The organism is Streptomyces sp. NBC_00029 (assembly GCF_045160505.1).
Taxonomy (GTDB): Bacteria; Actinomycetota; Actinomycetes; order Streptomycetales; family Streptomycetaceae; genus Streptomyces.
Genome location: NZ_CP108292.1, coordinates 4,495,891 through 4,508,962 on the forward strand (window position 1 = coordinate 4,495,891; position 13,072 = coordinate 4,508,962).

At 72.9% G+C, this 13,072-nt stretch carries 11 protein-coding genes, 1 tRNA gene, 1 other RNA gene and 1 pseudogene; 6 read left to right on the forward strand and 8 right to left on the reverse strand.

The window, feature by feature from the left end:
* Positions 1-136 precede the first annotated feature (136 nt).
* The 4 genes from OG753_RS21060 to ffs all read right to left on the reverse strand — a co-directional run bounded on the left by OG753_RS21060 (position 137) and on the right by ffs (position 5,937).
* Positions 137-1,999 (reverse strand): hypothetical protein, encoded by a 1,863-nt coding sequence (locus OG753_RS21060; protein ID WP_405789628.1) that lies wholly within the window; start codon positions 1,997-1,999, stop codon positions 137-139.
* A gap of 288 nt (positions 2,000-2,287) precedes the next feature.
* On the reverse strand, positions 2,288-3,541 hold the full coding sequence (purD, locus tag OG753_RS21065; protein ID WP_327263262.1) for a phosphoribosylamine--glycine ligase: 1,254 nt from the start codon (positions 3,539-3,541) through the stop codon (positions 2,288-2,290).
* A 60-nt stretch (positions 3,542-3,601) separates the two neighbouring features.
* Positions 3,602-5,773: a DNA polymerase III subunit gamma and tau gene (locus tag OG753_RS21070; protein ID WP_405789630.1), complete on the reverse strand. Its 2,172-nt coding sequence runs from the start codon at positions 5,771-5,773 to the stop codon at positions 3,602-3,604.
* A 65-nt stretch (positions 5,774-5,838) separates the two neighbouring features.
* Positions 5,839-5,937: signal recognition particle sRNA small type (gene ffs / locus OG753_RS21075), an RNA gene on the reverse strand.
* 107 nt (positions 5,938-6,044) lie between these two features.
* On the opposite strand from ffs, the gene OG753_RS21080 reads away from it, so the two are divergent.
* Together OG753_RS21080 and OG753_RS21085 are read left to right on the forward strand one after the other, a co-directional pair.
* Positions 6,045-6,132 (forward strand) — tRNA-Ser (locus OG753_RS21080).
* A gap of 200 nt (positions 6,133-6,332) precedes the next feature.
* A pseudogene (locus OG753_RS21085) lies at positions 6,333-6,557 on the forward strand (restriction endonuclease); the annotation flags it as partial.
* A 64-nt stretch (positions 6,558-6,621) separates the two neighbouring features.
* On the opposite strand, the gene OG753_RS21090 reads toward OG753_RS21085, so the two are convergent.
* Positions 6,622-6,969 carry a DoxX family protein gene (locus OG753_RS21090; protein ID WP_327263264.1) on the reverse strand — a complete coding sequence of 116 codons (348 nt, stop codon included), beginning with the start codon at positions 6,967-6,969 and terminating at the stop codon, positions 6,622-6,624.
* Positions 6,970-7,135: 166 nt separating this feature from the next.
* Positions 7,136-7,948, reverse strand: a complete 813-nt coding sequence (locus tag OG753_RS21095) for a VOC family protein (RefSeq protein WP_327263265.1) — start codon at positions 7,946-7,948, stop codon at positions 7,136-7,138.
* A gap of 112 nt (positions 7,949-8,060) precedes the next feature.
* Here OG753_RS21095 and OG753_RS21100 point away from each other — a divergent pair, with 112 nt between their 5' ends.
* Together OG753_RS21100 and OG753_RS21105 are read left to right on the forward strand one after the other, a co-directional pair.
* Entirely contained in the window at positions 8,061-8,663 is a 603-nt protein-coding gene (locus OG753_RS21100; protein ID WP_327263266.1) for an HhH-GPD-type base excision DNA repair protein, read from the forward strand.
* 225 nt (positions 8,664-8,888) lie between these two features.
* The gene (locus tag OG753_RS21105) at positions 8,889-9,362 is read left to right on the forward strand and encodes a cupin domain-containing protein (protein WP_327263267.1); all 474 of its coding nucleotides are present in this window, start codon (positions 8,889-8,891) and stop codon (positions 9,360-9,362) included.
* Here OG753_RS21105 and opcA read toward each other — a convergent pair.
* Together opcA and OG753_RS21115 are read right to left on the reverse strand one after the other, a co-directional pair.
* Positions 9,311-10,243 carry a glucose-6-phosphate dehydrogenase assembly protein OpcA gene (gene opcA, locus OG753_RS21110; RefSeq protein WP_327263268.1) on the reverse strand — a complete coding sequence of 311 codons (933 nt, stop codon included), beginning with the start codon at positions 10,241-10,243 and terminating at the stop codon, positions 9,311-9,313. The genes OG753_RS21105 and opcA overlap by 52 nt on opposite strands.
* Before the next feature lie 21 nt (positions 10,244-10,264).
* Positions 10,265-11,875, reverse strand: coding sequence for a helicase HerA-like domain-containing protein (locus OG753_RS21115; protein WP_327263269.1), 1,611 nt, complete (start codon positions 11,873-11,875; stop codon positions 10,265-10,267).
* An 88-nt stretch (positions 11,876-11,963) separates the two neighbouring features.
* Between OG753_RS21115 and OG753_RS21120 the strand changes: the two genes are divergently transcribed.
* Positions 11,964-12,260, forward strand: coding sequence for a type II toxin-antitoxin system VapB family antitoxin (locus tag OG753_RS21120; RefSeq protein ID WP_030010424.1), 297 nt, complete (start codon positions 11,964-11,966; stop codon positions 12,258-12,260).
* A 92-nt stretch (positions 12,261-12,352) separates the two neighbouring features.
* Positions 12,353-13,024, forward strand: a complete 672-nt coding sequence (locus OG753_RS21125) for a LytR C-terminal domain-containing protein (RefSeq protein WP_327263270.1) — start codon at positions 12,353-12,355, stop codon at positions 13,022-13,024.
* Positions 13,025-13,072 lie beyond the last annotated feature (48 nt).

Sequence of the window (13,072 nt, forward strand, 5' to 3'; positions counted from 1 at the left end):
CAGCCGCGACCGGTCCCAGCACATCACATAACGCACGCAGTCCGTCACTGTTCGTCGCGAATTGACGGGACCGGAACATTCACGTCCGGTTGTCCGTGCGAGCCGTCACCCTCCCGAAGGGTCGCCCGGGCCCGCGTCAGACCAGGCGTACCGGCTTCTCCGGGCGGACACCGAGCGCCGAGAGCCAGTCCCGCAGCGGCTCCGGGTTACCCTCCTCGACCAGGCACAGCACTCGGGGGGCCAGGTCGGAGCGGCGGTCGCCGCCCACCAGCAGGACCGGCCCGTCGAGCCAGTCCAGCCCGGGGGTGGCCCCGGCCGAGTCCACGGCCGCGCAGCACACCATGGCCGTGACGTGGTCGGCCAAGAGGTCCCGGCCGGTGCGCGGCGGCTGGAGCGGGAACAGCGGAACGGCGTCCGCGCCGCGGGCCTTCCCCGCTCCGGCGGCGGGTCCGGCGGCCCGCTCCTCGCGGGCCAGTTCACCACTGAGCCGGCCGGCCAGTGCCTCGCCCGCCGCGCCCTCGCCGCCGAGGTCCGTGAGGTAGCCCAGGACCCGCTCCAGCGTGGGTCCGGCGAAGCCGTCGGCGGTGGGCGCCGCCGGGGAGTCGGCGGCCGCGAGCGTGGCGGGGCCGGCCGCTCCGGCGGATCCGGATCCGGAGGCACCCGGGCCGCCGGGCCGTGCGGTGGCCCCGACGGGCTTGTTCTGAGCACCTGAGGCAGTCGGCGTGCTGGAGGTGATTGAGGTGCTGGAGGTGTTCGAGGTGCCCGGAGTGGCCGGAATGGCGGATCCGGAAGGGCCGGCGGGCAGCCCCGCCGGGACGGCCAGGGCGTCCAGTGCCGCGTGCAGGCGGCCCGCCTCCGTCCGCCACTTGCGGTCCACGACCTCCTCCGGATACGCCGTCCAGTCGACCGGCGACCAGTCCGGCCCGGCCTCGGCCGGACCGCCGTGGAAGAGCCGCGCGGCCAGCAGCGACGTCGCCTCGTCGATCAGCCCGGGCTGCTCCAGCAGGTCACAGGCCGGGCGCTCGCCGAGCCGCGAGGTGAACCCCTCGGCCAGCCGGTCCCGCCGGGACAGCTCGGTCAGCGCGGAGACCACCCCGGCGTCGAGGTGCGCGGGCCAGCGGCCCATCCGCCAGGCGGGCAGCGCGACCCGGGTCAGCAGCCGGTCCCAGCCCGCGTAGGCGAGGCCGACCTGCTCCTGGGCGACGATGCGCAGCCCGTAGTCCACACCCTGTGCACGATCCGAGGCGGCCGCGGCCACCCCGCGCTCCATCTCGGCGGCGTCCGTCCGGCACAGCCGCAGCAGCAGCCGGGCCGGCGCGGCGATCCAGCCGAGGCCGCGCCTGCTGCCCACGTCCACGGCCGCGTCCAGGCCCCGTACAAAGCCTCGCGCGTCGGCTATGTCCGGGTGCGCGGAAGGTCCCGTACCGGCGACGACGGGCGCGAGGACCGCCCGTAGCTCCGCGACGCGCATCCACCACAGGAACGGCGAGCCGATCACCAGCACGGGGGCGGCGCCCGGCTCGGACTCCGGCCCGACGGGTCCGGCCGTACCGGCGGACGCGCGGGCGGCGCCGCGGCGGTGGGCCGCATGCGTGCGGTCCTCCAGCCAGCTGTCGCAGTCCGGGGTGAGGGCTATCGCCGAGGGCGGCGGCACGTCCATCCGGTCGGCCAGGTCCCGCACCAGCCGGTAGAGATCGGGCGCGGCGGCCTCCGAGAGCGGGACCGTCGGCGTCACGGCGGGGCTCGCCCGCAGCACCACGGCGGCGAACGCGCCGCCGACGAGGAGCACCAGGGCGGCGACCACGCAGACGACGAGGGTCACCGCGGGCCAGGGGTCACCGGCCAGCCGGCCCGTCATCCGGGCGGCGACCAGCACCACCGCGAGGGCGGCGGGCAGCAGCCCGACGGCCAAGGCCCTGCTGCGCACGCGCAGCACGGCCAGAGCGCGGGAACGCGCGGACGGCACGCCTGCTTCCATGATCGAACCGGTTCCGGACACGGCCGGACCTCACCCCCTCTGCCCTGCGGCGACGTTGCTCACTCCCCCACTGTGACACCCGCCACCGACATCGCAATGCCGGTGGGCCAAGTGCCGGAATGCTTGGCATCGCACCCTAGTTGGGGCACGCTCGGGCGTCAGGCAGACCGGGTGACGATCACCCGATGGAATGGCTTTGGGTAAAGGTGGATGCGTTCGAACGCGGCCGGATGCAGACGCACGCGAACGCGCCCGCGGGCCCGGGCGCACGAGGTGCGCACCGGGCCCGCGGGTCTGTGAAGCCGCTGGTCAGCGGCCCCCGGCCGCCTTGGCCGCAATATCGGTACGGTGCTGCGAGCCGTCGAGACGGATGCGCGCCACCGCCTTATACGCCTTCGCGCGGGCCTGCGCCAGATCGGAACCGGTCGCCGTCACCGACAGCACGCGGCCGCCCGCGCTGACCACCGTGTTGCCCTCGCGCCGGGTGCCGGCGTGCAGCACGTAGGCATCGGGCTCGTCCTCGGCGGCCACGTCGATCAGACCCTCGATCGGGTCCCCGGTGCGGGGGGTCTCGGGGTAGTTGTGGGAGGCGATGACCACCGTGACGGCCGCGTCCTCGCGCCAGACGAGCGGGGGCAGCGCGTCCAGGGTGCCGTTGGCGGAAGCCAGCAGCACGCCCGCGAGCGGGGTGCGCAGCCGGGCCAGGACCACCTGGGTCTCGGGGTCGCCGAAGCGGGCGTTGAACTCGATGACCCGGGTGCCGCGGCCGGTGATCGCGAGGCCGGCGTAGAGCAGCCCGGAGAAGGGGGTGCCGCGGCGGCGGAGCTCGTCGACGGTCGGCTGGAGGACCAGCTCCATGACCTCGTCGACCAGCTTCGGGTCGGCCCAGGGCAGCGGGGAGTACGCGCCCATGCCGCCGGTGTTGGGGCCCTCGTCGCCGTCCAGCGCGCGCTTGAAGTCCTGCGCCGGCTGGAGCGGGACCACGGTGACGCCGTCGGTGATGGCGAAGAGGGAGACCTCGGGACCGTCGAGGTACTCCTCGATGACCACGCGGTCGCAGCTGAGCGCGTGCGCGCGGGCGACCGCCAGGTCCTCGGTGACCACGACGCCCTTGCCGGCCGCGAGGCCGTCGTCCTTGACGACGTACGGGGCACCGAAGGCGTCGAGGGCCTCGTCCACCTCTTCGGGGGTGGTGCAGACGTAGCTGCGCGCGGTCGGGACCCCGGCCGCGGCCATCACGTCCTTGGCGAAGGCCTTGGAGCCTTCGAGCTGCGCCGCTTCGGCCGAGGGGCCGAAGACGGGGATGCCGGCCGCGCGGACGGCGTCGGCGACGCCCGCGACCAGCGGGGCCTCCGGGCCGACGACCACGAGGTCGGCGCCGAGTTCGGTGGCGAGTCGGGCGACGGCTTCACCGTCGAGGGCGTCGACCGGGCGCAGCGTGGCCACGTCGGCGATGCCGGCATTGCCGGGAGCGCAGTACAGCGCGGAGACGGCGGAGTCGAGGGACAGAGAGCGGCACAGGGCATGTTCGCGGGCGCCGCCGCCGATGACGAGGACCTTCACGCTGCTCAGCCTAGCCGGGACGGCGCGGTCGGCTTCGTGCGGCCACCCAATCAGGACCGACTACTCATTTGTGTATTCCTCCACAACGGTGGCTCCGAGCTCGCGCACGATCAGGTCGTGTCCGGTGAGGGCGCTGTCGACGAGGTCGGGATCGTCGTCCTCCGCGAAGTCGTCCTCGGGGGCGACCGGCGGGGGTGCCTGCTGTACGGGGGGCTGCGGGGCGGGAGCCGACTGCTGGGGCTGCTGCGGCGGCGCGTACTGCTGGGCGGGCGGCGCCTGCGGGGCGGAGTACTGCTGCTGCTGCGGGGGCGGCGGGCTGTAGGCGGGGGCGGGCGCGGCCGGGGCGCCGTACGAGGAGGTCTGGATCGGGGCCGGGGATCCGCCGCCGATAACGGCCTCGATCTTCCAGTTGACCTGGAACTGCTCGGCCAGGACCGCCTTCAGCACGTCTTCGCTCCCGCTGCTGGCGAAGTTGTCGCGGGCTCCGACATTGGGGAAGCCGAGCTGGAGGGTGGTCCCGTCGAAGCCGGTGACCTGGGCGTTCTGGCTGAGCAGGATCCAGGTGAAGCGGCGGCGGTTCTTGACGGCCTCCAGGACGCCGGGCCACATCGCCTGCACCTGCCCGGCTCCGGCGGCCATGCCGGGGGAGGGGGCGGGGGCTGCGGGGGCCTGCGCGGGCGCGGCGGCCGGGGCGGCCGGCGCGGGGGCGGACGCGGGTGCGGAGGCGCTGGGCCAGGCTCCGGCGGCAGGGGCCGCGGGGGCCTGCGCGGGCGCCGGAGCCGCCGAGGCTCCCGGCCAGGCGCCGGGGGCGCCGCTCCCGGGCTGCGCGGCCCCGGGCCAGGCGCCGGGCGCGGGGGCCGCGGCGGCGGGCGCCGGGGCGGAAGCGGCGGGGACGGGCGCAGGAGCGGGCACCGGGGCGGCCTGCACCGGCTCGGGCGCCTGCACCGGCGCGGCGGCACGCACGGCGGCGACACCGCCGCCGGGACCGGCGGGGGCCATGGGATGCGCCTCGGGCCCGGGCACGTACCCCAGGGCGGGCCCCGCGACCGGCGGCGCGGCGAAGGCCGCGGCGGCGCCGCTGCGCTCCAGCCGGTCGAGCCGGGCCTGGAAGGACCGCTCGTCGTCGAAGGCGGCGGGCAGCAGCACGCGGGCGCAGATCAGCTCCAGCTGCAGCCGCGGCGAGGTCGCGCCCCGCATCTCGGTGAGCCCGGTGTTGACCAGATCGGCGGCGCGCGACAGCTCGGCCGCCCCGAACACGGACGCCTGGGCCTGCATCCGCTCCACGACGTCGGCGGGGGCGTCGATCAGCCCCTTCTCCCCGGCGTCCGGCACGGCGGCCAGGATCACCAGGTCGCGCAGCCGCTCCAGCAGGTCGGCGACGAACCGGCGCGGATCGTTGCCGCCCTCCACGACGCGGTCGACGACCTCGAAGGCCGCGGCCCCGTCCCCGGAGGCGAAGGCGTCGATGACGGAATCGAGCAGGGACCCCTCGGTATAGCCGAGCAGGGACGTGGCCATGGCGTACGTCACACCGGCGTCGGTGGCGCCGGCGAGCAGCTGGTCCATGACGGACATGGAGTCACGCACGGAGCCGGCGCCGGCGCGCACGACGAGCGGCAGCACGCCGTCCTCGATGCTGGCGCCCTCGCGGCCGCAGACCTCGCCGAGGTAATCGCGCAGGGTGCCGGGCGGGACCAGCCGGAAGGGGTAGTGGTGCGTGCGGGACCGGATGGTCCCGATCACCTTCTCCGGCTCCGTGGTGGCGAAGATGAACTTGAGGTGCTCCGGCGGCTCCTCGACCACCTTCAGCAGGGCGTTGAAGCCCGCCGAGGTGACCATGTGCGCCTCGTCGATGATGTAGATCTTGTAGCGGCTGGAGGCCGGCCCGAAGAAGGCCTTCTCGCGCAGGTCACGGGCGTCGTCCACACCACCGTGCGAGGCGGCGTCGATCTCGATGACGTCGATGGACCCCGGCCCGTTCCTGGCCAGGTCCCGGCAGGACTGGCACTCCCCGCAGGGGGTGGGAGTGGGACCCTGCTCACAGTTCAGACACCGGGCGAGGATGCGCGCGCTGGTGGTCTTGCCGCAGCCGCGCGGCCCGCTGAACAGGTACGCGTGATTGACCCGGTTGTTCCGCAGGGCCTGCATCAGCGGTGCAGTGACATGCTCCTGCCCGATGACCTCGGCGAACGACTCGGGGCGATAGCGGCGGTACAGCGCAAGGGACGACACGTATACGAGGTTATCCGGGCCCACCGACATCAGCGGCCCGCCGATGCCTCCACAGGGCGCCCGGAACGCAAAGCGCCCCCCACGCACCCGCCAGAGCCCACTTACCCTTGCTGCCTTCCGGCCCTGGGGGAGTTGGGTGAGATAGCGCCACGTGAGGGGCTGGCCCCACCCTAGCGGATGGAGGGCCCAGGAATCGAGCCGGACCCCGACCTGCCCTCCGCCCGACGATCACGTTCGCGAGCACCCCTCAACGTCTTGTATTGTTTGCGGCGGAGGATTCGCCTAGTGGCCTAGGGCGCACGCTTGGAAAGCGTGTTGGGGGCAACCCCTCACGAGTTCGAATCTCGTATCCTCCGCCAGTGCCTCACCGGGCACGATGTCGAAGAGCCCCACCGCTTGCGGTGGGGCTCTTCGCGTTCTCCGTCCCGGTTTCCGGAACGTGCCCAAGCGACCGCCGAGGACGACTCCTCCGTCATCCATCGATCTCCGTGCAGAGCACCGGGTGGAAGAACGGTCCTCGTGGATGTCCCCACCCGAATCCCGGCCGGGTTCCGGGCCGGTCGGGCGCAGCCCCGCGGCCCGTGAACACGTCATAGCGCTCGCGGGCCGCCCGGTCATCGGCCCGCAGCCGGGCGTCCGACCCGTGGCGACGCACCACCGCTCCTGGCACACCGCCCAGGTCTTCCACGGCACTCCGCGCCCCGGCACCGGTCTTCCCCGAAGCCGATCCCGCAGGGACTCGGGCAACCACCCGCAGGTCGGCCCTCGTACTCCCACGGGTTGAGCAAGACGGCGCCGGTCCGGGCCGCGCGCCCCGAGCAGCAGGAACCTTCGGGGGGCGGGGCTTCTCAGCCGTGGAAGCCGAGGGCCAGGGCGACGACCGCCGGGGCCGCGTAGATCACCGGGAAGGCGACGTGGGCGTAGGACTTCGCCCGGAGCACCGTGATCACGGCCCCCGCGAAGTACAGGGCGATCCCGACCGCCGCGGCGATGCCGGCCGCCGGTACGAAGAGGCCCGCCGCCAGGCCCGCCGCGCCCGCGGCCTTGGCGACGCCGAGCCAGGTCCACCAGGAGCGCGGAACCCCGTACTCGGTCAGCGGCTCGACGACCCACGCGGCCCCGAGGAACACCGAGACGGCCGAGAAACCGACCATGACGGCGCCGATCAGTGCGAAAACAACGGCAGTGGTGGACATCCGGCACTCCCCTCGGGCGGGCGCCGGTGCGGACTCGCTCCGGTCGGTTTCCCGCCTGCTTCACTCCACTGACCCGCCCCGCCCCACCCGTGTGACAGCCCGGGCGAAAAAGATTCCGCCCGGGCTCAGGGTCCGGTCCGAGGTGGGGGAGGGCGCGGGCCCGGTGTCAGCCGAAGGTCGGCATCTCACCCACCGTTGTCGACAAGTCGATCACAGCGAAGGCGGCGCCCTGCGGGTCGGTGACCGCCGCGAACCGGCCGAAGGGGCTGTCCATCGGGCCGAAGTGCAGCTTCCCGCCGTGCTTCTGCGTCTTGGACACCGCCTCGTCGCAGTCCGGCACGCCGAAGTAGATCTGGACGTACGACGGGATCTCGGGCGGGAACTCGTCGCCCATGCTCATCCGGCCCAGGACCGGCGTCCCGCCGCCGCCGACGCTGAACACCTTGAAGTCCATGTCGGCCGTATGGGGGTCGTCGCCTGCGTCCATCTGCTGGGCGCTGTAAGGGAAGACCTTCGGCAGGAACCCGTCGGCCTTGGCCGGCTCGCGGGTGAAGACCTCCGCCCACGCGTACGAGCCCGGCTCGCCCATCTTCTCGAAGCCCTTGTGCTCGCCCGGCTGCCAGACGCCGAAGACCGCGCCACTGGGCTCCTTCGCGATCAGCATCGTGCCGAAGGCGCCCACCTGCATCGGGCCCATCAGGACCTCGCCGCCGTTCGCCGTCACCTTCTCGGCGGTGGCCGCCGCGTCGGGCGAGGCGAAGTAGAGGCACCACTGCGAGGGCGCGTCGGCCCCCGGCATCGGCGGGACGACGGCCGCGACGGCCTTGCCGTCGGAGTAGGCCTGCGTGTAGTTGCCGTACTCGCTGCTGGCCTCGCCGAAGGTCCAGCCCAGCACGTCCGCGTAGAAGGTCTTGGCCCCTTCCACGTCGGCGAACATCGCGTCCACCCAGCACGGAGCGCCTTCGGAGAACTCAGACATGATCGATCGACTCCTCGTCTCGTACCTGTCGTCGTCGTAGACGGTCGTACTCACGCTAGGCGCGCGGTGCGGCGACCGCGCGGGGAGCGCCCCCGCGCGGGACGCTGGAGCCATGGACAAGGACATCACCATCCGGCTGGCACAGCAGCCGGAGGCGGACGCGCTGCTCGGCCGGAGCCCGCTCGCCGCGCTCGTCGGAATGCTGCTGGACCAGCAGGTGCCCATGGAGTGGGCGTTCTCGGGGCCCTGGACGATCGCCCAGCGGCTGGGCGCCGACGATCTCGACGCGCACACCATCGCCGCGTACGACCCGGAGGCCTTCGCCGCCCTGCTCTCCGAGAAGCCGGCCGTCCACCGGTATCCAGGGTCGATGGCGACGCGGATCCAGCAGCTGTGCGCGTACCTCGTCGAGCACTACGGCGGGGACGCGGAGGCGGTCTGGGCCGATGCCGGGACGGGGCAGGAACTGCTGAAGCGGCTCAAGGCGCTGCCGGGCTTCGGGGAGCAGAAGGCGCAGATCTTCCTGGCCCTGCTGGGCAAGCGGTTCGGCGTGCGCCCGACGGGCTGGCGGGAGGCCGCGGGCGGCTACGGCCCGGCGAACGTCTACCGTTCGGCGGCCGACATCACGGGCCCGGAGTCCCTGGCGAAGGTGCGGGCGCACAAGCAGGAGATGAAGGCCGCCGCGAAGGCCGCCAAGGCCGCGGGCGGCGCCTGATAGCCGGCCCCGGCCCGCCTACGGCCGCAACCCGCCCGGCCCTGCTCGGCCGTCCGCCCCTGTCCTGCCTCGGGATCCCCCGCCCCCGCTGCCGGATTCGCCCCGCCCCTGCTCCGGTATCCGTTCCGGTCCTGCTCAGCCCGTGGGGCGGGCCGGAATTGACCGGCACCACCGGGTCCTGATTGACCCCTGATTCCGGTCGATCATGCCCGTAGATTGGTGGACATGACAGAGATCGCGACCCGCGCCGCCACCGCCGAAGCCATTTACGACGCCCCGGGCAGCCTCATCACCCTGCTCACCGACACCGCCGAGCTCACCTGCAACACCGCCACCTTCGACGAGGGCGCGGCGGGTGCCCCGGTGCACTTCCACACCAAGGCCACCGAGTTCTTCCACGTCACCGCCGGAAAGCTCGACATCCTCGTCGACGACGAGATCCACACCCTGGGCGCCGGCGACTTCATCGCCGTCCCGCCGGGCGTCAAGCACGCCTTCGCCCCCGCGGCCGGCCACACCGCCGCCGTGTTCGTCGGCTTCACCCCGGGCATGGGCCGGTTCGACTACTACCGGCTCCTCGGCCGGGTCAACGCGGGCGAGGCCACCGTGCAGGACATCAAGGACAGCTCGGCGACCTACGACAACCACTACGCGGAGAGCCCCGTCTGGAGCGGCCGCCGCCGCAGCGCGGAGCCGTAGACCACGTCCGCGTCGAGGCGGCGCAGTTCCTCCGCGATCAGTTCCGCGCCGCTGCGGATCTTCAGTGCCACCTTGCGGTCCGGGCTCCCCGGCAGGCTCAGGGTGGCGAGCACGCCCGCGGGCCGGTCCACCCGTATCTCCCCGCCCGTCGTGTGCAGGGTGACCCTGGTGATCACCGGGCCCTCGCTCGCCACCCGGGCCACCATCACCCCCAGCCGGTCCTCCAGCCAGCGCGCCAGCAGCTCCGCGCTCGCGTTGTCCGGCTCGCTCTCGACCGTCGCCCCCGTGACCGGCAGCGGCTTCTGGTCCAGGGCTGCGGCCAGCAGCGACCGCCACGACGTGATCCGCGTCCAGGCCAGGTCGGTGTCGCCGGGCTGGTAGCCGGTGGCCCGCTGGTCGAGCACCCCGACCGTGTCGAAGGCGGCCGCCGCGTCCGTGATCCGGCGCTGCGCGAGCGCGCCCAGCGGGTCACCCGCCAGGTCGGTGGGGGCGTCGGCCGGCCACCAGGCCACCACGGGCGCGTCCGGCAGGAGCAACGGCAGGACGACCGAGCCGGCGTGCTCGGTCAGCGCCCCGTGCAGGCGCAGCAGCACGATCTCCCCGGTTCCGGCGTCCGAGCCGACCCGCAGTTCTGCGTCGACGCGGTTCGCGCGGAGCTTGAGCGGGCCGCGCGAGGTCCGCTTGATGACCGCGATGATGCGGCAGGGGTGCTCGCGGGAGGCCTCGGAGGCCGCGCGCACGGCGTCGTAGGCGTTCTCCTCGTCGGTGACGATCACAAGGGTCAGCACCAGCCCCATGGTCGGGCTGCCTATCGCCCGGCGGGCTTCGAGCAGGGCCCGGTTGACCTTGCTGGACGTGGTGTCGGTGAGTTCGGTCCGCATGGGCCAGAGTCTGTCACCGCGTCACCGCCGCTTGCGCGCCGTACCGAAGATCGAGCGGGAGATCTCCCTCCCGAGTTGAGTGCCGATCGAGCGGGCCAGGGAGCGGAACAGTCCGCTCCCCACCACCTGCTCGGCCAGCGAGGGATCCGGCTTCGGGGCACTGCGCGCGGTGCGCGCGGCTTCCTTCTCCGCCGCCGCGGCCTGCTTCTCGGCCTCGGCAGCAGCCGCGGCGGCCTCCGCCTGCGCCTCCGCGGCGGCCTGTTCGGCGCTGATCCTCTCGTACGCCGACTCGCGGTCGACCGGCTCCGCGTAGCGCGACCAGAGCAGCGAGGACTTCACGGCCCGCTCCAGGTCCGCCGCCTCGATCGGCCCCATCAGCGACTGCGGGGCGCGCAGCCGGGTCGCCGCGACCGGGGTCGGGGCGCCCTTCTCGCTCAGCACGGTGATGACCGCCTCGCCGGTCCCCAACTGCGTGAGCAGCTCCTCCAGGTCGTACGCGGAGTTGGGGAAGGTCTTCACGGTCGCCTTCAGCGCCTTGGCGTCGTCGGGAGTGAAGGCGCGCAGCGCGTGCTGCACCCGGTTGCCGAGCTGGGCGAGCACGTCCGCCGGCACGTCCTTGGGGGTCTGGGTGACGAAGAAGACGCCGACGCCCTTGGAGCGGATGAGCCGGACCGTCTGGGTGATGGCCGCGAGGAAGGCCTTCGAGGCGTCCTTGAAGAGCAGGTGCGCCTCGTCGAAGAAGAAGACGAGCTTGGGCTTCTCCAGGTCGCCGACCTCCGGCAGGTCGTTGTAGAGGTCGGCCAGCAGCCACATCAGGAAGGTGGAAAAGAGCTGCGGCTTGTCCGAGGCCGCCGGGAGTTCCAGTACGGAGACCAGCCCGCGCCCGTCCGCGGCCGTACGCAGGAACTCACCGGTGTCGAACTCGGGCTCGCCGAAGAACTCCGAGGCGCCCTGCTGCTCGAAGGCGGTCAGCGCCCGCAGGATCACCCCGGCGGTCACGGTGGACAGCCCGCCGATCCCCTTCAGTTCGGGCTTGCCCCGGTCGGAGACGAGGAAGGCGACGACCGCGCGCAGGTCCTTGAGGTCGATCAGCTCCAGGCCCTTGGTGTCGGCGTAGTGGAAGATCAGGCCGAGGGACTGCTCCTGCGTCTGGTTGAGCTGGAGGACCTTCGACAGCAGTACCGGGCCGAAACTGGTGACCGTGGAGCGGACCGGGATCCCGGGGCCGATCCCGCCCAGCGAGTAGAACTCGCACGGGTATCCGGTGGGCTTCCACGGCTGGGCCACGTCCCGGGCCCGTTCGTCGATCCTCCCGTCGGCCGTTCCGGGGGCCGAGATCCCCGAGATGTCCCCCTTGATGTCGGCGAGGAAGACGGGGACCCCGCCCGCCGACAGCTGTTCGGCGATGAGCTGGAGCGTCTTGGTCTTGCCGGTTCCGGTGGCTCCGGCGACCAGTCCGTGGCGGTTCAGCATCGCCAGGGGGATGCGGATCTGACGGTCGGGCAGGCACGCGCCGTCCCAGAGGAGGGCCCCGAGGTCGAGCGCGGGTCCGGTGAACGCGTACCCGGCGGCGATCTGTCCGGCCGGGCCGCTCTGGTCCGCCGGAACGGCGGGGTCGGTGCTCTCGCTCATGCATCACTCCCCAATTGGCACTGTTCGCCACTTTTGCACCACCGCCGCGAGGCTGCGCCCGCACGCACCGGCCCGGTAGGCTTTCCGTGTGATCTTCAAGCGCATCGGAAGCGGACGGCCCTACCCCGACCACGGCAGGGAAACCACCCGGCAGTGGGCGGACGTCGCGCCGCGCCCGGTCCGGCTCGACCAGCTCGTGACGACCAAGGGCCAGCTGGACCTCGAAACGCTGCTCGCCGAGGACTCCACCTTCTACGGCGACCTGTTCGCGCACGTCGTGAAGTGGCGGGGCGACCTCTACTTGGAGGACGGGCTGCACCGCGCCGTGCGCGCCGCCCTGCAGCAGCGCCAGGTGCTCCACGCGCGCGTCCTCGAGATGGACTGACGCTTCGCGTAGATTGCGCCTTTCGGGTCACCATTGACCTATCAGCAGATCATTTAGTAGGCATCGACACCGGGCCGCACTACGCTGCGCCCATGAGCATGCTCACTCCCCCCGGCATGGGCGGAAAGTACCGCGTCACGGGGACCGCCTATCCCCGTATGAGCCGTAAGCGGAGTCGTTCACGGATCGTCCTCGCCGTGCTCGGCTCGATCCTGGCGCTGGCCCTGGTCGGCTACGGGGCCCTGCAGCTCATCGACGTGTTCCGGGGCGACAGCCCCAAGCGGAACACGGCTGCGGGTGCCAAGGACTGCCCGACGACGCCTCCCGGAACCGCGGCGAAGGGCGGCCCCGCCGCCGCCTCCACCGCCTCGGCCGCCGCGAAACCGGCGGTCGTGCTCCCCCCGCCGGGGGAGATCACGGTCAACGTCTACAACGCGACTCCGCGTGCGGGTCTGGCCAAGGCCGTCGGTGACGAGCTGGCGAAACGCGGCTTCGTGATCGGCAACGTGGGCAACGCCCCGGCCACCTTCGACAAGCAGGTCCCCGGCACGGGGATACTGCTGGGCTCCCCCACGACCGACAAGGCCGTCTTCTCGGTCCTGGGCACCCAGCTCGCCGGCACCACCCAGCAGACCGACACCCGCGAGAGCGCGGACGTCGACCTGATCCTGGGCGACGCCTTCAAGGAGCTGAGTACGAAGGAGGACGCGGACAAGGCGCTGGCCCTCCTGGCCAACCCCCTGCCCGCGCCCAAGAACTGCTGACGCGCCGTACGGCCGTACGGTCCGCCGTACGGCTCGTACGGCTCGTAC

What these genes read in the sequence shown, in the direction of transcription:
- OG753_RS21090 (WP_327263264.1), bottom strand. Translation starts at nt 6,969, where the DNA reads ATGTCCACCACTGCCGTTGTTTTCGCACTGATCGGCGCCGTCATGGTC.
- OG753_RS21095 (WP_327263265.1), bottom strand. Translation starts at nt 7,948, where the DNA reads ATGTCTGAGTTCTCCGAAGGCGCTCCGTGCTGGGTGGACGCGATGTTC.
- OG753_RS21100 (WP_327263266.1), top strand. Translation starts at nt 8,061, where the DNA reads ATGGACAAGGACATCACCATCCGGCTGGCACAGCAGCCGGAGGCGGAC.
- OG753_RS21105 (WP_327263267.1), top strand. Translation starts at nt 8,889, where the DNA reads ATGACAGAGATCGCGACCCGCGCCGCCACCGCCGAAGCCATTTACGAC.
- opcA (WP_327263268.1), bottom strand. Translation starts at nt 10,243, where the DNA reads ATGCGGACCGAACTCACCGACACCACGTCCAGCAAGGTCAACCGGGCC.
- OG753_RS21115 (WP_327263269.1), bottom strand. Translation starts at nt 11,875, where the DNA reads ATGAGCGAGAGCACCGACCCCGCCGTTCCGGCGGACCAGAGCGGCCCG.
- OG753_RS21125 (WP_327263270.1), top strand. Translation starts at nt 12,353, where the DNA reads ATGAGCATGCTCACTCCCCCCGGCATGGGCGGAAAGTACCGCGTCACG.